A 22,239-nucleotide genomic window follows, 5' to 3' on the forward strand; every position below is an offset into this window, starting at 1 on the left:
ATCAACGTGAAGGGCGACAAGTGTCGATGAACAACACCTATGGAATCACGGGCTTCGGAGGCTACATACCGCGGCTCCGGATGCAGCGAGCCGCCATCGCCGCCGCGCATAAATGGATGGCGCCTAGCCTTCGCTCCCTGAGCAAGGGCCAGCGGGCATTCTGCAGTTGGGACGAAGACGCCGTAACGATGGCTGTCGAGGCCGCACGAGATGCGCTCGACACCAAGCCAACGTCCCATTTTGTTGCTGTGTCTATGGCGTCCACCACCATGCCGTTTGCCGATTTGCAGAACTCGGCCATCGTCGCAGGAGCCCTCGGTTTGCCTGCCGACGCAAGGACAATGGATCTAGGTTATTCGCAGCGCGCCGGTACTGCCGGTCTTCTTGCAGCCCTGCAATCAGCATCGGGGCCCGCGCTCTTTGTCGCAAGCGACCGCCCTCGCGGCAAACCGGCCAGCACGCAGGAGATCGGCTACGGAGCCGGCGCCGCGGCATTCACTCTCGGTAGCGAAAACGTTCTGGCGCATGTGATCGGATCTTCTAGCCGCAACGCAATGTTCGTCGATCACTTCCGCGCGGCGAACGCCAAATACGACTATGTCTGGGAAGAGCGCTGGATTCGCGACGAAGGCTACGCAAAGCTGGTTCCGCAAGCCGTAAGCGCCGCGTTGACGCAAGCAGGTATCCCTGCTGCCGAGGTCAGCCATTTCATTTTGGCAACACCAATGAAAGGCATCGCCGCGATGGTCGCAAAGAGTCTCGGCATTCCTCCTGAAGCAGAAGCCGACAACCTTAGCGAGAACTGTGGTTTCACCGGTACCGCTCACGGGTTGCTCATGCTTGCGCACGTGCTGGAGCGCGCCGCCCCTGGCGAAGTCATCGTATTAGCCAGTTTCGGCCAAGGCGTGGATGTGCTTGTTCTCCAGACAACGGACGGGTTGAAGTCCTTCTCACCCCGCCGTGGCATTAACGGCGCGCTGGCCGACGCACAATCCCACGATGCCTATCTGCGCATGCTCTCCTACGATGAAGCCATCGAACTCGAGTGGGGCATGCGCGGCGAGAAGGTGGTTAAGACGGCCCTAACCGAACAATACCGGTCCAGTTTTCAACTGGCCCACTTCATGGCGGGCAAATGTGCCAAATGCGGGACAATCCAATTCCCCCAATTAGCCTACTGCGTCAATGCTTCGTGCGCAGCACCGAGCGAAAACTTCCACCAACTCTCTCTGGTGGATGAGAAGTGCCACGTGCTCACTTATACCGCCGATTGGCTCTCGTATCATCCAGCGCCGCCACTCTACGTCGGTTTCACGCAATTCGAGAACGGCGCTCGCCTGTTGACCGAGACGGTCGATGTCGGCGCAGCCGGACTTGAGGTGGGTACCTCGCTGAAGGTGGTATTCCGGATCAAAGACGTAGACAAGGACCGTGGATATCCGCGTTATTTCTGGAAAACCTCACCGGTGCAAGCATAAGGGGCGCAATCATGGCATCTGGCATCAAGGACAAGGTCGCCATTCTTGGCATGGGATGTACGAAATTTGGCGAACGCTGGGATGTAGGCACGCATCAGCTCATGGCGGAGGCTTTTGAAGAAGCGCTGGTCGATGCCGGGATTGAACGGAAGGAAATCGACGCCGCGTGGTACGGATCCTGTCTCGACGAAATCAACGTAGGGAATTCGTCGATTCCGGCGTCTCTTGCACTGCGTCTGGAAGGCGTGCCGGTGAGCCGCATGGAGAACATGTGTGCTACCGGCACCGAGGCATTGCGCGGTGCCGTCTATGCGGTGGCATCGGGCGCGGTAGATATCGCCCTAGCGATTGGCGCGGAAAAGCTGAAGGACACCGGCTACGGCGGCCTTCCTGCGCCCTACAAAGGAACGCTGAACGACCTTTGGCTGCCCCTGGGTTCCGCGCCAGCCGGCTTTGCCCAATTGGCGGCCGGATATCGCGCCAAGCACGGGGTGTCGCACGAAGATCTAAAGAGAGCGATCGGCCATGTCTCGTGGAAGAGCCACGAGAACGGCGTCAAGAGCCCAAAGGCACACATCCGCAAGAAGGTAACTATGGACCAGATCCTCGGTGCGCCGATGATCGCCGAGCCGCTTGGGTTATTCGACTGCTGTGGTGTGAGCGATGGAGCGGCCTGCGCAATCGTCACTACACCCGAAATCGCCAGGTCTCTGGGAAAACGGGATCTGGTGGCGATCAAGGCAATCCAACTCGCCAGCAGCTCCGGTATTGAGTCGCACACAACGCAGTGGGATGGGAGCTACGTCAGAACGACGCGCCACGCAGCTCGACGCGCCTATGAGGAAGCGGGCATTACGAACCCGCGCGAGCAGCTGAGCCTGATGGAGGTTCACGACTGCTTTTCGATTACCGAACTGGTTACGATGGAAGATCTGTTCGTCTCAGGCGAAGGCAGAGCCGTAACCGACGTCCTCGATGGTTTTTACGATGCTGATGGAAGTGTCCCCTGTCAAATCGACGGGGGCCTGAAGTGCTTCGGCCATCCCATCGCCGCATCGGGACTGCGCATGGCCTACGAGATCTACAACCAATTGCTGCATCGCGCTGGCGAGCGCCAGTTGGACAACCCAACTGTCGGACTCACGCATAACCTAGGCGGCGTTCCCTACCTCGGGGTTGCGGCGATCTCCATTCTCGGTCTTCTCTAACGAACCGCGTGGCCGGTTGCCGCAGGGCAGCGGGAACCGGTGCGCGGGCAGGTACAACAATTATGGCTGAGTACATCGCGGAGGCCGAGCTTGCCCAACTGGTCAAGCCGCAGCACCACATATTCATTCCGGGGTCGAGCGGCGAACCGTCCGTGTTCATGTCTGCGTTGCTGCGCGAGCCCAACCGTACACAGCACGCGAGCATTCTCACGAGCTACGTTCCCGGAATCAACAAGCTGGACATCGATCGATTCCATCCCACCGCAGCCGTTAGCGGCTTGTTCATGCAGCCAGGGTTGCACGACGCACAACGCGACGAGCGCTATCGTTTCCTTCCTGTCACGTATGCGGGATTCGTCCGCCACATCAGGGAAAACGTCGAGCTGGACTTGACTGTGCTCCAGGTCTCGCCGCCCGATGAGCAAGGGTTGTGCTCCCTTGGGCCGGCCGTGGAATTTGTCCCGACTGTGATCGGTAGAACCCGAAGTATCCTCGCCCTGATAAACCAACGCACGCCGCGGGTGTCCGGAGCAGCGACCGTTCCGTATTCGCGGTTCGATTACGTATGCGAGGTTGATTCGGCGCTCCCGCAGTACGTCACGCCACTCGACGACAGCTCGGTATCGGTAGCGCGCCACGTTGCCTCCCTAATCGACGACGGATCAACAGTTCAGATCGGGCTAGGTAGAGTGCCGGCGGCCCTCTGCCTTCAGCTCAAAGACCGTCGCAACCTCCGATTTCATTCAGGCATGCTTTCCGATGGTTTCGTCGATCTGGCCGCGGCGGGCGCAATCGATGAAAGTGTTATCCACGCCTGCTGCGTGCTCGTAGGATCCGAATCGCTCTACCGATGGGCAGCCGAATGTGAAGCTCTTCAGGTCGTCGGTTGCGAGGTGACGCACAACCTGCAGACGTTGGCCAGCAAAGACTGTTTCATCTCGGTCAATTCGGCACTTGAAGTCGATTTGTTCGGGCAATGCAATCTCGAGCATGCTGATGGCCGCTCCATTAGCGGGCCCGGCGGCGCACCCGATTTTGCGCGTGGAGCACGCCTTTCCAACGGCGGGCGGAGCATCGTCGCGCTTTCGGCGACACACAGTGCCGGAACGGGATCACGCGTGGTGCCTCAGCTGAGCGAGCGGTCGATCGCGACACTCTCGCGCGTCGACGTCGACTACATCGTCACCGAATTCGGGGTCGCCCGCCTGGTTGGCGCAAGTGTCCACGAACGCGCCAAGGCGTTGATCGATGTAGCAGCCCCCGCATTCCGCGAAGGTTTATCGCGTTCCTGGCGTGAGATTGCCGGTTGCCTTTAGCTTGACGCTCACTTACTACGGCTTTCGTCAGTGTCGCTGCGAACGAACATAGCGACTTCGTCGACTGAGCGTCTTAGGAACGGCTTGGCCGCGGCCGAGGGATACCCTAGAGTGATCAGCCCTTGCGCTTGCCAGTGCGCCGGCAAACCCAGAACCTCGGCTATAACGTCGGGGCAGAACAATGGAGCACATAGCCAACACGCGCCTAAGCCGACGGCGTGGGCGGCCAACAGCAGGTTAGCGCCCGCCATCGCCGTACTTTGTACCGCCATCAACTGTTCGCACCGGCTGCGAATCGGATCCGGATAGGTATCCATATCATCCATCGTCATGCATACGACGATGATTACCGGAGCAGAAGTGATTCGAGCATAGGATCGCTCGACGTCACGCTCCACGTCGCTTGCCTTGTCGCCATCCCGCAGGCGGTCGCTCCGTAGACGCTCGCCCATTGATGTAGCCAATGCCGCCTTTCGGTCGAACGCATCAATCACGGCGAATCGCCACGGTTGCCGGTTGTGTGCGGACGGCGCGGCGATCGCGGCGCGTAGAAGACGCTCAATCGTGTAATGGCTAACGGCGTCTGGCTTGTATCGCCTTACGGAACGTCGGCCGGAACCATCGAACGAAAGAACAGTCGGGCCGTCCGGAGAATCGATCACAGGTACGCGATCCATAAGTATGACCTTACAACGTCGAGAGTCCCGGGCAGCGTTCAACCCGGCAAGGCGACCGAACGTCAACGCATTAGCGATGCCGATTCCGCCTCCGATATATCTACGTCCCATCGTTCGCATCGTCTGCCCCGAGGCCGAGGGCCGCACGGCGAGCATATCCACGAAAGCGCTGTGGCATAAAACCCCACCCGTAGCGCGATTCTGCGGGAGGGGCACCAAAATATGCGCCAAGCTAGCGGATGCCCTCGCCGGCCATCGTGTCGGGGGAGAAGAAGCTCATATCCTTCGGCTCTTGGTGCACGACTCCTGCGCCGACGTTACCTAAGGCGCCCTGCGCTGACCAAACACCGGTTTGGAGATCATAATTGAACGTATCGTCGCCCAGCGCCCCGCCCCCCTCGCTCACGTAGAACGGAATACTGAGGGCCGTAACGATACGATAGAGTTTTCCGGCCGCATCGTAATTTTCAGACAAGCCCGCACTGAAACTATCTTCATCCCAGTACATCATCCGGCGCGCATAGATATGGCGGAACCCCGGCTTAAGTTTTCCTTCCACCACCCAAACCCTATGCAACTCCCAGCGCACGCAATCTGGATTCGCGAAGTTCTTGGTTAGGAGCTTCTTGTCATCACAGCTCGTATGGTCGGCGAGCTTGAAGTTGTTATACATGATGTACTTTTCTTTCTTGCCGATCAGCTTCCAGTCATAGCGGTCGACCGCACCTTGGAAGACCTCGGCATCATCCATCGTTGCCGCTCCCCCGGCGGCTGGACTCGGGGTGTCATAGGCCAGAGTCGGAGCGAGCTTAACGCGGCGCAGGCCGGGAATGTACTGATAAGCCCGACGGACATGATCGAGAGAATCGATCAGCACGAGCTTCTGTCCGGATTGGCTCGACGGCGCGTCGGTGTCGTCTCTAAACGCCCAATAGATAGTCTTTCCCGTCGCCGGCGCCGTGGCCCTTGGATCAAAATACGGAGACTGCTCCGAAACCTTGTTGCCTTGCACAAGGTAAGAAGAACCATTCGCGGACACCACGTAGGAATTCGAATATCCCCCCCATGCATAACCAATATAAGTCGTTAGGTGGTCCCACATAACCTGTGTGCCGTTGGTAGGAATTGGAAAAGCGAATCCGCCCCAACACCCCTCCAGTCGAAGATCACCGTCTTCCCCCTTGCACTCCGTCGCGTTCTTCATCGTATTGGCGATCACCGTCTTGTTATATACGATCGTGCGATGGGTGGGATAAATATCCATCCGGAAATTGGGATATCTCTTAAACATATCGATCATGCCGTCGAGCTTGTCTGCGTATTGCGCGGCATTTTGCGCGGTGATGGTGTATAGCGGCTTCTCGTTGGCGAATGGATCGGGACGTTTGTACGGGTCCGATTTGTCGCTACCAAATTCCGCGGGCGTCTTAAGACCTTCGCCCGTGTATGCCGGAATAGTACCTTCTTTATTGCCGGCGGCCTCTGCACCAATGGGTGTCAGCTCGGGGCCTTTCAGTTTCTGCGCTTCTGCCGCGCTAACTGCGGCCATGCACTGGCCGGAGAAGATCACGGCGAGCAAGGCCGAGACGATATGGGTTGTCTTGCGGATCATTCTATGCCTCCTCCAAGGCGGCGGCCTTCTTCAAAACTGCACGCCCTTTGATATGGATTAACTTGCCCAACAGGCTTCACACGGACGCCACGCTACGACGCCTTGGTCCTCGCAAAATAACGTCGAAAACCTTGCAAGATCGCATCTGTCCACGTTCTCTCAATGATCGAACGCATGAGATCGAGATCGGCAGGCTCTACAACGTCGAACTCGGCCTTGAATGTCATCAAGGTCTTGCCATCGGGCAAGGTGTCCACCATCGTGGTCGCCAAGTAGTTCTCGAATTCGCTACGCAGCACCGCACCGCCGGGGTTCGGCCGGTACACCATGTTGTAGTAGATGCGCCGCGTCTCATCGTTCTGAACGAGCAGGGTTTCGTCGACAGTCGACCCCGTTACATGGCGAACGACGCGCGTCCGAGGCACGTCGTGCGGCCCTCCCTCCAACTCGACGCTCGCGAGATCGGGACCCGGGCGGCCTCCCTCTTCGGGCTTGATCCACCAAGTCAGCAGGGCATCCCAGTCGGTTAGCAATTCCCAAACTTGTTCAGCCGGAGCATCTACGACACCTCGCACCTCGGCGTGACCGCGTTTGAATTTGCGCATGCTCATTTCCTCCAAAACTATTTGTATGCATTGACGCAACCGCCACGCGTCGCTCGCGTCCGACATCCGAGGCGCGAGCTCGATGGCGACTAATGGCTAGAGAAAGATCACGTCGAGGGTCTTCGTTTTCATGTGTACTTGAGAGCTTCCGGCGGGGTATCGCGTAAATACCGAGCGATCGACGTTCATGCCACTGAACTGCTCCATGATCATCGGATGCGAGCTGCACTCGAGCATCCGCTGCTGAGTGTCCTTGTACCAAGCCGTCTGGCGCATCTTGTTCACGTAGTCCTCCGACTTCCATGAAGCGATCGCCACCCATTCGTTAGGGTTTCGGCCCCATCCATGAAATGCGAAATTGCAGCCTTCGTCGTACCAGTTCGCGGCATTGCCAGCCAGTTCATCCAGTGCAGCGAGAAATTCAGCTCTCCGCTCCGGATCCACAGTAAATCTCGAAACAAAACAGTTAGCGTCGCGCACCCATTTAGAAGACATAAAAACTCCTTGCAAATCACTTGAATTGATAAATGCCGAACCATCGCATCTATGTTCCTTCGCTGCGCCTATTTCATCAATGACTCCGGCCGGCTCAGCACATCGGCAACGAACACAGCGAACCGTGCTGCGTCTGCGCCGTTGATAACACGGTGATCGTAAGTGAGCGATAGCGGCAACATCAGCCGCCAGTCGATCGCATCACCGTCGCGAAGTGGCTTCCATTGCGCCTTGGTCACGCCTAGGATCGCCACCTCAGGGGCATTGATGATCGGAGAGAATGCGGTTCCACCGATATTGCCTAATGAACTGACCGTCATGCATCCCCCGACCATGTCGCCCATCGGTAACCCCTTCTGACGTGCGCGCGAAGAAACCGCACCGATCTCACCAGCGAGTTCCACGACACCTTTCTTGTCGCAGTCGCGTATCACGGCAACCAGCAGACCTGACGGCGTGTCCACGGCGACGCCTATGTGGAAATACTTCTTGACGATCAGATTCTGGCCGCTTGCATCGAGAGAGGCATTGAAGCGCGGGAACTGACGCAGCGCTTCCACCAATGCCTTGACGATGAATGCCAAAGGGGTCACTCGCGCGCCGGTGTCCTCCGCTAGCCGCGCTCGAAAAGCGTCCAGGGAAGTGATGTCGGCCTCGTCGTGGTGTGTCACCTGCGGAATCGCCAACCAATTCCGCGATAGATACCCAGCGGTCAGTTTTTGGATTCGCGACAGCGGTACGGTTTCGGTTTCTCCGAAAGCCGCGAAATCCACCTCAGGCCAAGGCGGTAGATCGCCGTAAAGTCCAGATGAAGGGCTCATCATTTCTATACTCTCATCTCAGCCGATCTGCGCGAGCAGCTCGCCCACGGGATAAACCTCGCCGACGCTAGCAATTATCTTCAGCGTCCCAGAAGCAGGTGCCTCGATTTCCTGAACCGACTTGTCGCTTTCCAACGCATACAACGGCTGCCCCTCGCTGATTGCTGCGCCATCGGCCGCGAGCCATTCGACGAGCGTTCCCTCGTTCATCGAAAAGCCCAGCTTGGGCATAAGAACATCGGTACTCATAGACAGTCCCCCTGAAAACGTGTTGAATTCAGATTAGCCAAGCGTCTTGCGAACAGCCGCCTCGATCTGGCCGACGCTCGGGACAAAAGCGGTTTCGAGTGGCTTGGTGAACGGCACTGGGCAGAAGGCCGACGCGACCCGCTGCACGGGGGCCTTCAACTGGCCGAACAACTCTTCGTGAATACGCGAGGAAATTTCCGCACCCACGCCGAACGGCTTTACGGCCTCGTGCACGACGATCGCTCGCCGAGTCTTCGCAACCGAATCGAGCATCGTTTCAGCATCGAACGGTGCCACCGTGCGAAGGTCGACGACCTCGACGGAGATCCCCTCGTTCTGCAATTTTTCGGCAACCGCACAAGCGTCCAGCACCTGGCGGCTGTACGCGATGATCGTTGCGTCAGCGCCCTCGCGAACAATCTTGGCCTTACCAAGCGGAATTCGAACGCCGCGCTCGGGAGCTGGCCCATCGTTCCAATAGGTCACCATGTTCTCGATGAAAATGCATGGGTCGTCGTCCTCGATGCACGACAACAAAAGACCGTAGGCATCAGCGGGCGTGGACGGCGCCACCACCTTTAGCCCAGCCGTGTGGGCAAACCAGGCCTCGAGAAAATCGGAATGCTGACCTCCAACACCGAATCCGGCACCCGTCATCGTGCGGATCGTGATGGGCACATGTGTCTGGCCACCAGACATGAACCGCAGCTTCGCCGCGTGATTGACGATCATGTCCATCGCCACGGTAGTGAAATTCATAAGCATGATTTCCGCTACCGGTCGCATGCCGACAAGCGAAGCCCCGATCGCGGCGCCTATGATCGCCTGCTCCGAAATCGGCGTCGACCGCACACGAACATCTCCGTGCTTCGTCGACAAACCCTTCGTCACACCCATCACCCCACCCTCTTGGCGGTCCGCGACGTCTTCGCCAAAGACGATCACGTTCTGGTCGGACGACAGCGCATCGTCAAGGGCGAGGTTCACCGCTTGAACCAAGTTCATTTTTGGAGCATTCATACTTCGATCTCCTGAGCATAGACATCGCGGCGCAATTCAGCGACGTCGGGATACGGACTGGCAAGCGCGTATTCAATCGCTGCGTCGATTTCGGTTTCGATGGCCCGTTCGATGCCCGTCAGTTCGTTCTCACTAGCGTGGGCGTGTTCAATCAGCCAAGACCTGTAGCGCGGGACGGGGTCGCTCTCGATGGCGGAAGCCTTCTCTGCCGGATCCATATAACCATCGGCGTCGCCGAACACATGACCATGAAAGCGAAACGTCATCGCCTCGATGAGGGTCGGTCCGCCTCCCTCTCGAGCTCGCGCAACGGCTTCACCGGCAGCCTGCCACATGGCGACCGGATCGTTGCCGTCAACGTGGATCGACGGCATGCCGTAGGCGGCTCCGCGATCTGAGATGCGACCAATCGATGTTCCGGTAGCGTACGGGGTATGTTCCGCGAAGCGATTGTTCTGACAGAGGAAGACGACCGGCAATTTCCATAGTGAAGCCAGATTCAGCGCCTCGTGAAATGCGCCAATGTTGCTCGCCCCGTCGCCAAACGTCGCCACGGCGATGCGCTTTTCGCCTCGAATCTGCGCTGCAAGAGCCAAGCCATTCGCAATCGGCATGCTGCTGCCGACAATACCAGTCGTCACCATGATCCCGCTCGCCGGATGAGTCACATGCATCGGGCCGCCCTTTCCTTTACAGGTGCCCGTTTCACGGCCGGCGAGTTCTGCCCACAGCAGCTTCGAGGGAACACCCTTCGCCAGCATGTCGTGAATGCCGCGATAAATCGTACAAAGATAATCGTCGTTCGTGAGGTGCACCGACAATGCGGATGGGATTACTTCCTGACCTCGTGGGGAGTAGTAGGTCATTGCCAATTTACCGGACTTGATGACCGAGCGAAATCTCTCATCGTTCATCTTGACGAGTGCCATTCGCCGATAAATCTCCACCAGCGTACTCCGGTCGGGTTGAAGTCGAGCTTGGTTCATGGTGGTTTCCTTATGCCTCAGATGAATTGGTGCACATTGTGGTTTTCACTCGGACATCCTTGAGGAGAAAGTGGGACAGTGCCGGGATGAGCACAAGTGCACCGAGCATGTTCCACAGGAACATGAAGGTAAGCATGATGCCCATGTCAGCCTGGAACTTGATCGGCGACCAAACCCACGTAACCACACCGGCCGCAAGCGTCACACCGACAAGGCCCACAACCTTGCCCGTGAAGGCAACGGCATTCTTGTATGCCTCTTGCAAACTTAATCCTCGGCGCTGCTGCGCCAGCTGTACGCTGAGCAGATAGAGCGCGTAATCGACGCCGATGCCGACACCCAAGGCTACGACCGGCAGGGTCGCCACCTTTACGCCAATGCCGAGCCCCACCATGACGGCCTCAGCCAGAATTGATGTGAGCGCCAAAGGAAGTATCGCTACGACGACGGCCCGCCAATTTCTAAACGTAATCAGGCACAGCAAAATGACAGCTCCGTAGACGTAGAACAACATGGCGCGATTCGCGTCCCTAACGACGATGTTGGTTGCTGCCTCAACACCCGAGTTTCCAGCCGCGAGCAGAAACTTTCGATCGGGCGTATCGTGAGCGGCTGCAAATGTCTTCACGGCTTCCGTGACCCGATCGAGCGTCGCGGCTTTGTGGTCCGATAGATAGGCGACAACAGGCAATACAGAACAGTCGTTGTTCAAGTATTCCGAATTCCAGAGCAATGCATTGGTGACCTGGGGATCGATCAAACCTTGACTTTCACTGATCGTCATCCATTTAGGGCTACCCTCGAAATCACCCATGGTATAGAGGCGAACGGTATCGGCCAGCGACGCCGTACGCAGAACGCCAGGCAGCTGTTCGAGAGTCCACCCGAGCCGATCCGCTTCTACTAGCGTTGCGAATGAGCGGCACTGACCCGGTGGTGTTTTCACCATCACAGCGAAAGCGTCGCTCGAGATGCTGTAGTGGGACGTGATGAATGCGTCGTCCCTGTTGTAACGGGAATCGGGCCGCAGCTCAGGTGCGCCGGCGTCGAGGTCACCCACCTGAAGGCCACGGCTGCCCAAATAGCCCACAATGCCGAGGCCCACCGCGCCTACTAAAGCGGCAGTTGCCCACCGACGTTCCGTGAACCGGTCCAAGACGCTCCAGATCTTCCCAAATCCCTGGCCACGGTTTTCCTCCTGACTCTGTCTCACTGCCCGCTTGGCCGCGGACTTGCTGACACCCAGATAGGAAAGTAAGACCGGCAGGAGTATCAGGTTGGTGAAAATAAGCACAGCCACACCGAGGCTTGCCGTCATGGCCAACTCACGGATTACCGGAATGTCAATAATCATCAGCACGCCAAAGCCAACCGCATCGGCCAGCAGTGCCGTCATGCCGGCGAGAAACAACCGACGGTACGTGTAGCGCGCTGCGACCCACTTGTGCGTTCCCCGCCCGACGTCGAGCATGATGCCGTTCATTTTCTGGGCACCATGAGAGACTCCGATAGCGAACACCAGAAAGGGCACGAGAACAGAGAAAGGGTCAATGCTGTGGCCCAGCACGGCCACAATTCCAAGCTGCCAGACAACCGCAATCAACGAGCACGCTACCACCAGCACCGTGCTACGAATGCAGCGGGTGAACAAATAGATAACGACGCTTGCGACGAATGCAGCCGCCAGGAAAAAGTACATGACTTTCCCGAGGCCATCGATCAGGTCGCCGACTAGTTTCGCGAAGCCGGTAATATGGATTCTCACCTGCGGCTGGCCATCAGCCTCCACCCGGCTGTACCGCTTGCGAATTTCGTCCAGCCGAGAGGAAAGCGCGTGATAGTCCAGTGGCTTGCCTTCGGCATCTTTCGCCAATAGAGGGACGACGATCATGCTCGATCGATAGTCGTTGGAGACCAGGCTTCCAACTACGCCTGCACGCACGATGTTCAGGCGCAATTGTGCGATCGACTGCTGGGAGCCGTTAAAGGTATCGGGCAACACCGGTCCGCCGACAAATCCCTCCTCCGTCACCTCCGTCCAGCGCACAACCGGAGTAAAAATTGATTTCATCCACGCACGGTCGACGCCCGGCAACAAAAACAGTTCGTCGTTTACCTTTCCCAGCGTCTGAAGGTATGCGGGATCGAAAATGTCGCCACGGGGGTTCTCCACGGCAACACGTACGTTGTCACCCAATCCGCGCAACTCACCTCGATTGGCGATGAAATTCTTGATGTACGGTTGAGACAAGGGCAGCATCTTGTCGTAGCTAGCGCTAATCGCCAAGCCGCGCAACTGAAACGCAAAGAACGCCGTCAACAACGCACTACCGAAGATCACCCACCCTCGATGGTTGAATATCAACCTCTCCAGAAAGTTTCCTGATCTCTTGTTGAAGTCACTCGGGTCCGCGACCACTGCCATAGCATCAGACTTTGAGATTGCGACCATATCTATAGCCTTTCCGTTAGAACTTTGCTGGCCTGCGCTCAATTCACCTTGGGTGCCGCAGTGCCCGAAGTCTGAGGAACATCCTCGACGACCACGCCATTCACACCCACGACCGCAATCTTGCCATCGGCAACTCCGCCGACCCCAAAGTAGGGCATGGGCCGCTTAAGCTTCACCGACTGGAACGATTTGCCACCGTCTCGGCTAAGTAGCGCAGTTCCGCCCTGATCGACCAAAAGGAACGATCCGTCCGCAAGCACCACGCCCCCGGTGATTCCCGCGCGGCTAGGTACCTCGACTTTCTCCCATGTCGTGCATCCGTCGGAGCTCCGAAAGAGGCTACCGCGCATGCCGTACACGACAATATCGCTTCCCGATTCGACAGAACCGAATAGCGTTCCCTTGTAGGGTGTCGGCTTCGGTTCGAACAATTGCTTGTCGCGATTCAGCTCCCAAACCATGCCATGCTCCCCCGTCAAGAGAATTCGGCCACCGCTGCCATGAACGGAATAAAAATGGAAATCGTCCGGGTTGCTTGTGCGTTCCATCCATGGAATCCAACTCTTTCCGCCGTCTTCAGTGTGAAACACGCGATTAAACGTACCGACGACGAACCCACTCTTCTCATTCTCGAAAAAAACGTCGAGCAAAGCCTCGGGGCTACCGTCAGAAGCAGACGCCTTAGCATCGTCGAAAGCCCGTTTGACTTCCGCGGATTGGTTGTCGGCAATCATCCGCTTGTAGTAATTCGCCGCTAGCTCTGAAAGGTGCTTACCGTCCGTCTGCTTGACCCAGGTTGTTCCGCCGTCATCGGTATGAATAACAACACCGCCATGACCCACGGCCCATCCGTCCTTCGCGTCCGGAAACGAAACCGCGACTAGGTCAGCACTCACGGGCACCCTTGCTTGGACCCATGTCCGGCCGCCATCATCCGAATAGACGATGATCCCCCGAAGTCCCACTGCGACAGTCCGATGCCCAGCCTGCGCCACGCCAATAAGCGGCGCATGGGCGGCCAGTGACGTCGGCATGGCGGGTACGTCCACCGGATTTTCGAATGTTCGCGCGTTCGCGCATGTGACCATAAGAAAGACAACGATGGCCGAACAAATGCGCATCAAGCTACCGCTCCGATTTCTTTTGGCCCCATACCACGCGCTGCTAGAAACTGACATTGATCGTCCTTTTGTCAATCGCTACCGGATACCAACCGCCGATGGGCGTATCCAACCCGAAAATCGATCCAACCGACGGCTAAGAAACAACGGCGTGTTGTCGAGCAACGGTGCACCCATAGCGCTCGGCTTGTCCGTCAGAATTACGCCTGACGTTTGCTCAGACAATTTGCCTTTGATCCTATAAAGTTCTAGCTTGAGTGCGACCGGCTCCCTCTTCGGAAGGAATCCTGGTCGCACCATACCGTCCCGCTTAAAAGGTCGACTGGAACGTCAAGGAAACCCAGTTTCGGTCCCAATACTTCCCGAGACTCGAGTTGCTATTTGAGGCGACGCCCAAGTTATCATTACTATGCAGCGCGAGATAGCCGATATACTTTAGCGAAATCTTATACTTCGACCTAACATCGAACGTGAGTCCGACGCTATACGATCCCTCGCCTTGATTACTCCCAAAAAGCACTGGTGAATTTCCAGAAAGGCCTGTGCTGAAGAAGATCGGCATGCTCAGGTTTACACCTGAGAAAACCTCGTACCAGATGGGCTCGAACTGGGCCGAGACGCCTACTGCATTTCGCGTAGGGCAGCCATGGTGCGTTGCGACGCCGTCAGAACCGCAGTTTTGCTTCAGCCCATAGTACAGATTGAATGGATCGTGAGTAACACCTTGCAACCAGGCATAATTGACTTCTGCGATAAACGTCGCCGAATCGAATAGCGGAGTTTTCCCAAAATAGTCAATCATGTTCACCACACCTGAAAACACATTCCCCCTCGGAATCCAGTCAGCGCCAGCCGCATTAGCAGCAACGACATTTGAGAACGGTGTTGCTGCCAGCTCCGCGTTATTGCGATAAGTCAGGTCCGTTGCGAACGAAATCCCTCCGATCTGCTTCGAAAGACTGAATGCATACATTCGCTCACGCGGCGCACGATAATCGACACCGACATTCAAGTTTCCGCCGGAAGCACTATCAATGACCAACTGGGGAAACGTCGAGGTGTATTGCCGATAGTAAAATCCGGCCGTCCCATCAAGCCAGGCCGGACGCCACTTCACAGCCACGCCAAAATCACCTGCCATGTGTGCAGGTTTTTGCTGCCCTTGAAAAACAGCGGGGACACCAAGAAACGGCACTAAAGTCCCACCCCCAAGGGTTAAAAGGTCTGCGGCGCCGAAGTACGTTCCACCATCGGGGAGCCGAGAAGGCGACCAATCGAGAAAATATTGCGCACCAAGCGTAAGCTCAGGATTGATGGTTGCAGAGAACGAAAGTTGAGGCCGGGGAAGGAAGAGTTCTTGGGCTTGCGCACTCGGATCCGTCAGGGCCTTCCGAATGTCAACGGGGCCCTGATTGTATGCAACGCCACAGACGAAGCAGAATATCGACTCCCCCCAAAACTGGTTGAACTGGCCAGCCTTGACGTCGACCGGCACCGAGCCCAAGTGGAGCCTGGTAAAGCCAAACGCATCGAGCAATTGGCCAGATGGCCCCCGGTTCCAGCGATCGATATAGCTTGTGTACTGATTGTTTCGAAACGCGTTTATGCCCTGTGACAGGAAAAACGGATCGCCTTTCGGGCCGCCAGTGTAAGCCGCATCGTACCAGCCGTCCCCGCTGAAACGGACGCCGGTGTCACCCTTATAGATGACGCTGAACTCGGATAACAGGCTGAACCGATTGGTAACGATATCCCCAGCTTTCGCGAACTTCCGATCCGATTGGTGCGCTGAAACATCGCCCGCCCCCTTCCCGTTTCCGCAGATGTCGGGGTCGCAGTCCTGCGCGCGAATTCCAAGGTTGTAGCTTAAGGTGTTATCCCATTGGACGCTAAGGTCTGGAATACCAGTGTCGAACTTATACGCATGGGCGATCCCTGGCCAGACTGCGGCGGAAATCGTTAAGACTGCGAACAATGCTCCAAATAAACCGCTGGAGCGTCTAGCGACCTTCCTCAACATGGGACCGCCTCCTGTACCAAGTTATATTTTTCCGTCTGTGCGGTACATCGATCGACTATGACCCGATGTTTCCCGCCATGCACTGACGTCTCCTCCAGTGCTATACGTATGCTAGCATACCATACGCTAATGTCAAAAATGATTCAGGGCGATGAGGGCCGTGCTACTCGAGTACAAGGGATCCCCCACCTTGGGCCTTACGCTACGATCGCTGGGCATATCCTCACATGGAATACGGGCGCTCGGCACTTAGCGTTCCGCTGACATCCATGCCTCTACACGGAGCATCCATCGTCCATCGAAGGCCTGACGGTTATCCAGCTGAACTGGTCTACTCTAGGTCCGGACTTTCTCAAAAGCATATCGTATGTTACTATACCGTATGTACGTAGCACGTAGGTGTTTCACTACCTAGTCAATGGCCGACCTGCCAAGGAAAGACGAATGAACAACGATACCGTGATCAGAACGGCATCAACTGTTGCCGCCACAACGCGCGAGAAGACGCGGCCATACGCGGAAGGGACGAGGGATGAGGACAATTGGGATCAGCGGCTAGGATTCCTCATGCACGACGTCTCACGATTGAGGCGGCTCGTTTTCGACTCGTTCGTAGAACCCCTCGGCGTGACTCGTTCGCAGTGGTGGGTTATCGCCCATCTTTCTCGTCATGACGGCATGATGCAAAGCGATTTGGCTAACGTTCTTGAACTGGGCAAAGCAGCCTTGGGTGGGCTTGTCGACCGACTAGAAGCGTCGGGCTTTATCGAAAGACGGCCAGATGGGTCGGATCGACGCGTCAAGCGCGTCTACCTAACGCCAGCCGGCAACGGTCTCGTGAATCAGATGCGTGCCATGAGCCATGAGATGAACGAGCGAATTCTGGCCGATCTCGACCACAGCCGTCGCCAGCAACTCGCCGAGCTGTTGCAGCAAGTAAAGCGCAATTTGCTTGTGCTCAAGCGCGAAAGCGAGGGCACGGCATCTACCTCCAGCGCCGATGAATGACTTACCGCGCTGCATGCTTCGCCTTGGTGATCACCGACTCACCGGGCAGCGCTGCATGCTCGAGCAATTTTGCAATCATGGCGGCGCCCGGAAATAACTGTGGACTCAGCTCCGGTCGCCCCCGCCATGCAAGCTCGCGGCCACTGCCAGAATCTTATGCGCCCGCTTCAAATGCGGCATGTCGAGCATCTTTCCATCCAGGCCCATCGTCCCTACTCCGGGATTGTTCGCGAACGCTTCCACCACGCGCCGTGACCAAAATATCTCATCATCGCTTGGTGTGAACGCCTGGTTGATGATGTCAATCTGATTCGGATGAACCGCCAATTTCCCGGTAAATCCAGCTTGTCGGGCCAAATTCGCCTCTGTCTCCAAGCCAGCGGAATCACGAAAGTCGGCAAATATGGTATCGACCGGCTGCACGTCCGCGGTGGCCGCACCGACGAGGCACAGCGCTCGCGCCAACTCATATACCGTATCGTATTCGCCGTTTGGCCGCCGATTGTTGCTCGCGCCAAGCGCCGCGGCTATGTCTTCCGCGCCCCACGTCAAGCCGGTAAGCCGCGGGCCACACCCTTCGTATCCGCCCAGCGTGAACAGCGACTGAGGCGTCTCGGTCGCCACCGGTAGTATTCGAATCGATCCCGCAGCGACGCCTTCGCGCAGTTCAAGGGCATCGAGATAATGCCCAAGGCGAGTCACGTCGTGCGACGAATGGACTTTAGGCAAAACGATACCGTCCGGCGCCCCCGCGACCACCGAAAGGTCGTGAAGCGCGGCGGGATTCGACAGGGCATTGATCCGAACCCAAATCTGCTGCCCCTTGCGCTGCGATTGCGGCCGAGATTGCAGGTACTCAAGCACGATAGCGCGAGCGACGTGAGTCCTAGACGGCGCGACCGAGTCTTCCAGATCGAGAATGAGCGCATCGGCATGCGATGAAATCGCTTTGGCAATCTTTCGTTCGCTGTCGCCGGGCACGAACAGCATGGAACGCAGCGCGGCAACCTTGCCCGCGCATTCGCCTACAGGCTCTTGCTTCGGATCTGACCCGCTCGCTAGATGAGATTTCACTTTGCGCTCTTACTGGAGACGGAGAAGAGACTACGGCCAATGATGTGCTTCATAACCTCTATCGAGCCGCCGGCGATCCGAGTGACGCGCGCGTCCGCAAACGCGCGCGCGATCGGATACTCCCACATGTAACCCCAGCCACCGAAGAACTGAAGACATTCGTCGACGGCACGTCCGTGGAGATTCGAAAGCCACAGCTTGGCCATCGCAGCATCAGTGCCATCCAACTTGCCGGCCATGAACAACTCCATGCAACGATCGACAAAGACTCGTCCGATGGTAGCTTCCGTCTTCAAGTCGGCAAGCTTGAACTGAGTGTTTTGAAACTCTGCCAAAGTCTGATTGAACATCTTACGATCGGCGACATACTCGACAGTCCAATCGAGAACGGCCTCCACCACCGCTGCCGAGCGAACAGCTTGTGTGAGACGTTCCTGCGCGAGATTTTTCATCAGCAACTTGAAGCCGCCGTTTTCGGGCCCAAGCAGATTGCTCGCTGGAACGCGGACCTCCTCAAAAAAAAGTTCAGATGTATCCTGAGCCTTCAGGCCAATTTTTTCCAACCGGCGGCCACGCTTAAACCCTTCGCGAAAGGCCTCCACAATGAACAGCGAGATGCCACCGGTGTCGGCCTTCGGATCGGTTTTCGTTGCCAACACGATCACATCGCACAGTTGGCCATTCGAGATAAACACCTTCTGCCCCGAGATGACGAACGCGTCGCCGTCGCGCACTGCGCGCGTCCGAATACTCTTCAGGTCACTGCCGGCGTGCGGCTCTGTGAGACCCAAAGCGCCGATCACTTCGCCCCTAACCATCTTCGGCAGCCAGTGGCGCTTTTGCTCCTCCGTCCCGAACGCGAGGATATATGGCATCACCATCTCGTTATGCACTGCAAAACCGGGACCGGTAACACCCGCGCGTGCGAGTTCTTCGACCAATACGAAATCAAAGAGGTGATCGCCCCCTGCCCCTCCGTACTCCTCGGGGATTGAACACCCGAGCAAACCTGCCCGACCGGCGGCTTCCCAGATGCCACGCGGGACAATGCCTTGCTGCTCCCACTCCATATGAAACGGAGCAATTTCAGTTTCGATGAACCTGCGAACCGACTCTCGAAATATTTCGTGCTCCGCCGAGAAAAGCGATCTCTCAATCATCTTGGCCTCTGTTTCTGGTTTTTCTCGCGATCACGGCTTTTTCGCGCTCAGACAGTACATCAACGCTGAACGCTTGCATGTAGCCACAATTTCTCCCCGCTGATTGAAAGCCATGTGCCGAAAGACAACGATTCCATTGTCCGGGCGCGACTTGCTTCTGCGCAAATCAAGCACTTCAGTCTCGACGCGAACGGTATCGCCCTCGAAGAGAGGCTTCGGAAAGCGCACTTCGTCCCAACCGAGATTTGCAACCGTGGTGCCTAACGTCGTATCCCCTACAGAAATGCCAACCATCAGGCCCAGCGTGAAGATGCTGTTCATCAACGGGCGGCCGAACTCCGTCGTACTGGCATATTCCCGATCCAAGTGAATCGCCGCTGGGTTATGAGTCATTGTGCTGAACATTATGTTGTCCGTCTCCGTGACGGTCCTCCGCACGCCGTGCCGAAACACTTGCCCAACCTCAAACTCGTCAAACCATAGTCCGGCCATGTCTAAGGCCCCTCCGCAATCTTCGCCATGCGCTGCACGATGGCCGGGGACGGCTCGATGGTGGCCCACCTCGGCACATACGTTCGCTTGCATACTATATCAATAGCATACCAACTGCAAGGCATTGCTTGCCATGTCGAGCCTGCTCGCACACCGTCGCATCGGCAACGCGTCTCGATCGAGCAAAGCAGAGTTTTCGGCGACGTGCGTCCGACATCGTCCTTATCGGATTGCTACAGTCTTGGACTCACTCGGTTGCCAGCCACCACCGAGCGCCTTAAAGGCGGCAACCGCCGCACGTGCCGATTCCGTTTGAGCCTGCACGCGCTCGTCCGACGCGCGTAGCAAGTTGTCGTCGGCCTGCAACACCTCGATCAGGCTGACGACACCTTTTTGGTATGCCGCGAACGAGGCGGCTCGCGCGCGGCTGAGCGAGTCCACTCCCTGGGCGAGCACGGCGGCCTGTTCCTCACGCTTCACGAGCGCCGAAAAAGCGTTCTCCACATCTTCGGTCGCGTGCAGCGCGGCAAGCCGATACGCGGCTAGCATCTCGGCCTGCTGGCCTTTAGCTTGCTGGATCTGCGCATTGATGCGGCCGAAGTCGAAAAGACGCCAGCGCAGGCCCAGCACGCCAGCGGCCTGATTGGCGCCGCTAGTGAAGAGGTTGCCGCTGGCCACCGACGTGGCGCTCCCGAGCAATCCACTTAGCGACACCTTCGGGTAATACTCGGCAATGGCCACGCCGATGCGTGCGTTCGATGCCGCAAGGCGACGCTCGGCCACGATCAGGTCGGGCCGGCGCCTGAGCAACTCACCGGGCGATCCGGTGGCCTCGATCCGTGGGGCGGTCGGGATGTCTCCCGCTTCGGCCAGCTCGGCCCGATGCGTCCCCGGCTGTGAGCCGAGCATGACGTCGAGGGCGTTCATTGCCGCATCCAGACCCGCCTCGAGGACGGGGACCGATGCCTGAACCTGAGCGAGGGCGCCTTCGGCCTGGCTCACTTGAAGGTCGGCCGCCAACCCCTTGCTGTACAGAAGCTTGATGGTCGAGAGCAGATCCTGCTGCGTGCGCACCTGATTGCGAGCAACCCGCAGACGCGCTTGCAAGCCGCGAATGGTGATATAGATATCGGCCGTTTGCGCGGCGACGGCCAATCGCGTGGCCGCGGCGCCTGCTTCCGACGCCTGATACTCGGCAAGCGCGGCTTCTCGTCCGCGACGCAGGCCGCCGAACAGGTCGAGCTCCCAGCTTGCGTTGAAATCGGCCTCGTAGTCGCTGCCGTGGCGATCGAAGCCGGGCGTCGAATTCAAGACGCGTCCCAACGGCGTTTCGACGGATTGATAGACCCTGGCCGCTTGACCGCTGACATTGCCGGACGGCAGCAGCGCGGCGTTGGCTGCCCCCAGTCCCGCACGCGCCTGAGCGACGCGCGCGGCCGCCTGCGCAAGGTCGAGGTTCTGTTCCAACGCAAGTGTCACGAGCCGCGTCAGTTGCGGATCGCCAAAGCCTGCCCACCATGTGGCAAGGTCCGCGGAGGCGCTCGCATGCCGTTGATCGACCGCGGCCTGGCCCTCGAACCGTTGCGGCATCGCGATATCGGGCCGGACGTAATCGGGGCCGACAGCGCAACCTGCCAATAGGCTTGCGGCGATCAGCGCTGAGAGAAGGTGTTTGGGCGGGGGCATGGGTTCTTCCAACGATGAGAGCTGAGTGAGTGACTATAATACCAAATAGTCACTAGTTGTCCATAACGGAGAGTGGCGGTAAGCTTGAGCCCATGAAAACAGCCGCTAGTTATCCGGTCTCGGGCCGCGGCCCGGCCGACCACGAGGTGCGCGATCAGATCGTTGCCGCCGCCACCGAGCATTTCAGCCGATACGGCTATGAGAAAACGACGGTCTCCGACCTCGCCAAGGCCATCGGTTTTTCCAAGGCCTACATCTATAAGTTCTTCGAGTCGAAGCAAGCCATCGGCGAGATGATCTGCGCCAACTGTCTGCACCAGATCGAAACCGACGTTCGTGCGGCCGTCGAGGAGGCCGGGCTGCCGCCGGAAAAGTTGCGGCGGATGTTCAAGGTTTTCACGGAAGCGAGCCTTCGGCTGTTTTTCCGGGATCGCAAGCTTTATGACATCGCCGCATCGGCGGCCACGGAAAACTGGCAGGCCGTACAGGCGTACGAGGCACGCGTGCAGAAGCTGTTGCAGGACGTCCTCCAGGAAGGTCGGCAAAGCGGAGACTTCGAGCGCAAGACGCCGCTGGACGAAACCGCGGCGGCGATCTATCTGGTGATGCGGCCTTATCTCAATCCGCTCCTGCTGCAGTACAACCTCGATACCACCGACGTCGCACCGATGCAGTTGGCGAATCTTGTACTGCGCAGTCTGTCCCCATAAATGAATTTGAGTGTGACTGTTGACTAACACGGTCACTAGAACGACAATG

The 22,239-nt window shown here is 57.7% G+C and carries 20 protein-coding genes; 5 read left to right on the plus strand and 15 right to left on the minus strand.

Going from position 1 to position 22,239, the window contains the following annotated elements; all coding sequences use genetic code 11:
* Positions 1–26: 26 nt before the first annotated feature.
* The 3 genes from C9I57_RS03680 to C9I57_RS03690 all read left to right on the plus strand — a co-directional run bounded on the left by C9I57_RS03680 (position 27) and on the right by C9I57_RS03690 (position 4,002).
* A complete protein-coding gene (locus tag C9I57_RS03680) occupies positions 27–1,478 on the plus strand; it encodes a 3-oxoacyl-[acyl-carrier-protein] synthase III C-terminal domain-containing protein (protein WP_107149315.1) in 1,452 nt (483 codons plus the stop codon).
* A gap of 11 nt (positions 1,479–1,489) precedes the next feature.
* Positions 1,490–2,686, plus strand: a complete 1,197-nt coding sequence (locus tag C9I57_RS03685; protein WP_107149316.1) for an acetyl-CoA acetyltransferase — start codon at positions 1,490–1,492, stop codon at positions 2,684–2,686.
* Between the two features lie 62 nt (positions 2,687–2,748).
* Positions 2,749–4,002 carry an acetyl-CoA hydrolase/transferase family protein gene (locus C9I57_RS03690; protein ID WP_107149317.1) on the plus strand — a complete coding sequence of 418 codons (1,254 nt, stop codon included), beginning with the start codon at positions 2,749–2,751 and terminating at the stop codon, positions 4,000–4,002.
* Positions 4,003–4,010: 8 nt separating this feature from the next.
* Here C9I57_RS03690 and C9I57_RS03695 read toward each other — a convergent pair whose 3' ends face one another.
* From C9I57_RS03695 to C9I57_RS03745, 11 genes are all read right to left on the minus strand, one after another.
* A complete protein-coding gene (locus tag C9I57_RS03695; RefSeq protein WP_107149700.1) occupies positions 4,011–4,679 on the minus strand; it encodes a nitroreductase family protein in 669 nt (222 codons plus the stop codon).
* Positions 4,680–4,911: 232 nt separating this feature from the next.
* Complete coding sequence (locus C9I57_RS03700) at positions 4,912–6,291, minus strand: DUF1329 domain-containing protein (RefSeq protein ID WP_107149318.1); 1,380 nt, start codon at positions 6,289–6,291, stop codon at positions 4,912–4,914.
* Positions 6,292–6,383: 92 nt separating this feature from the next.
* On the minus strand, positions 6,384–6,896 hold the full coding sequence (locus tag C9I57_RS03705; RefSeq protein ID WP_181321718.1) for an SRPBCC family protein: 513 nt from the start codon (positions 6,894–6,896) through the stop codon (positions 6,384–6,386).
* 96 nt (positions 6,897–6,992) lie between these two features.
* A complete protein-coding gene (locus C9I57_RS03710) occupies positions 6,993–7,391 on the minus strand; it encodes a putative quinol monooxygenase (protein WP_258187486.1) in 399 nt (132 codons plus the stop codon).
* Positions 7,392–7,459: 68 nt separating this feature from the next.
* On the minus strand, positions 7,460–8,215 hold the full coding sequence (locus tag C9I57_RS03715) for a 2-oxo acid dehydrogenase subunit E2 (RefSeq protein ID WP_258187487.1): 756 nt from the start codon (positions 8,213–8,215) through the stop codon (positions 7,460–7,462).
* Between the two features lie 15 nt (positions 8,216–8,230).
* Complete coding sequence (locus C9I57_RS03720) at positions 8,231–8,461, minus strand: biotin/lipoyl-containing protein (RefSeq protein WP_018442715.1); 231 nt, start codon at positions 8,459–8,461, stop codon at positions 8,231–8,233.
* A 33-nt stretch (positions 8,462–8,494) separates the two neighbouring features.
* Positions 8,495–9,481 carry an alpha-ketoacid dehydrogenase subunit beta gene (locus tag C9I57_RS03725; protein ID WP_258187488.1) on the minus strand — a complete coding sequence of 329 codons (987 nt, stop codon included), beginning with the start codon at positions 9,479–9,481 and terminating at the stop codon, positions 8,495–8,497.
* Positions 9,478–10,467 carry a thiamine pyrophosphate-dependent dehydrogenase E1 component subunit alpha gene (locus tag C9I57_RS03730; RefSeq protein WP_107149323.1) on the minus strand — a complete coding sequence of 330 codons (990 nt, stop codon included), beginning with the start codon at positions 10,465–10,467 and terminating at the stop codon, positions 9,478–9,480. Before C9I57_RS03730 ends, C9I57_RS03725 begins: the two co-directional genes overlap by 4 nt.
* A gap of 10 nt (positions 10,468–10,477) precedes the next feature.
* A complete protein-coding gene (locus C9I57_RS03735; protein ID WP_107149324.1) occupies positions 10,478–12,919 on the minus strand; it encodes an efflux RND transporter permease subunit in 2,442 nt (813 codons plus the stop codon).
* Between the two features lie 38 nt (positions 12,920–12,957).
* Positions 12,958–14,040, minus strand: a complete 1,083-nt coding sequence (locus C9I57_RS03740) for a WD40/YVTN/BNR-like repeat-containing protein (protein ID WP_258187522.1) — start codon at positions 14,038–14,040, stop codon at positions 12,958–12,960.
* A gap of 310 nt (positions 14,041–14,350) precedes the next feature.
* A complete protein-coding gene (locus C9I57_RS03745; protein ID WP_107149326.1) occupies positions 14,351–16,060 on the minus strand; it encodes a DUF1302 domain-containing protein in 1,710 nt (569 codons plus the stop codon).
* 444 nt (positions 16,061–16,504) lie between these two features.
* On the opposite strand from C9I57_RS03745, the gene C9I57_RS03750 reads away from it, so the two are divergent.
* Complete coding sequence (locus C9I57_RS03750; RefSeq protein WP_107149327.1) at positions 16,505–17,068, plus strand: MarR family winged helix-turn-helix transcriptional regulator; 564 nt, start codon at positions 16,505–16,507, stop codon at positions 17,066–17,068.
* Positions 17,069–17,173: 105 nt separating this feature from the next.
* Here the strand turns inward: C9I57_RS03750 and C9I57_RS03755 are convergent, their stop codons facing one another.
* The 4 genes from C9I57_RS03755 to C9I57_RS03770 all read right to left on the minus strand — a co-directional run bounded on the left by C9I57_RS03755 (position 17,174) and on the right by C9I57_RS03770 (position 21,480).
* Positions 17,174–18,058, minus strand: a complete 885-nt coding sequence (locus C9I57_RS03755) for an HpcH/HpaI aldolase/citrate lyase family protein (protein ID WP_107149328.1) — start codon at positions 18,056–18,058, stop codon at positions 17,174–17,176.
* A gap of 80 nt (positions 18,059–18,138) precedes the next feature.
* On the minus strand, positions 18,139–19,302 hold the full coding sequence (locus C9I57_RS03760) for an acyl-CoA dehydrogenase family protein (protein ID WP_107149329.1): 1,164 nt from the start codon (positions 19,300–19,302) through the stop codon (positions 18,139–18,141).
* Positions 19,303–19,332: 30 nt separating this feature from the next.
* Positions 19,333–19,794 carry a MaoC family dehydratase gene (locus C9I57_RS03765; protein ID WP_107149330.1) on the minus strand — a complete coding sequence of 154 codons (462 nt, stop codon included), beginning with the start codon at positions 19,792–19,794 and terminating at the stop codon, positions 19,333–19,335.
* Positions 19,795–20,016: 222 nt separating this feature from the next.
* Entirely contained in the window at positions 20,017–21,480 is a 1,464-nt protein-coding gene (locus C9I57_RS03770) for an efflux transporter outer membrane subunit (RefSeq protein ID WP_107149331.1), read from the minus strand.
* Positions 21,481–21,572: 92 nt separating this feature from the next.
* Here C9I57_RS03770 and C9I57_RS03775 point away from each other — a divergent pair, with 92 nt between their 5' ends.
* Complete coding sequence (locus tag C9I57_RS03775; protein ID WP_107149332.1) at positions 21,573–22,190, plus strand: TetR/AcrR family transcriptional regulator; 618 nt, start codon at positions 21,573–21,575, stop codon at positions 22,188–22,190.
* The last annotated feature ends 49 nt before the right edge of the window (positions 22,191–22,239 follow it).

This window comes from Trinickia symbiotica (assembly GCF_003028655.1).
GTDB lineage: Bacteria > Pseudomonadota > Gammaproteobacteria > Burkholderiales > Burkholderiaceae > Trinickia > Trinickia symbiotica_A.